We start from the raw sequence: 284 nt of genomic DNA, 5'->3' as shown, positions 1-284 counted from the left end.
CTCCACCTCGGCCATCGACGCACTCCGCGACACGGCCGAGTCCCGGGAGCCCGCAGAGGCCGCAAGCCCCGACGAGAAGGCCGAGGCCGCCGCGTGACCACCACGACCCTCGCCGTCCTCGTCCCCCTCCTTCCGTTCCTGGGCGCCGCGACAGGCCTGCTCCTCGGCCGCACGGCCCCCGGCTTCGTACGCCCCCTGGCCGTCCTGCCCACGCTCACCGCCCTCGCACTGGCCGTCGTGGTCGCCGTGCGCCAAGGCGGCGGCCGGGCCGTCGATGCCGCGCA

1 pseudogene is annotated in these 284 nt (G+C 76.8%); it reads left to right on the top strand.

Annotated elements, in window-relative coordinates:
• Positions 1–93 precede the first annotated feature (93 nt).
• A pseudogene (locus J0695_RS42890) lies at positions 94–284 on the top strand (NADH-quinone oxidoreductase subunit L); the annotation flags it as partial.

Source organism: Streptomyces beijiangensis (assembly GCF_017315755.1).
Taxonomy (GTDB): Bacteria; Actinomycetota; Actinomycetes; order Streptomycetales; family Streptomycetaceae; genus Streptomyces; species Streptomyces beijiangensis.
Note: the sequence above shows the minus strand (reverse complement) of the source record. Positions and strands in the feature narration are given on the sequence as shown.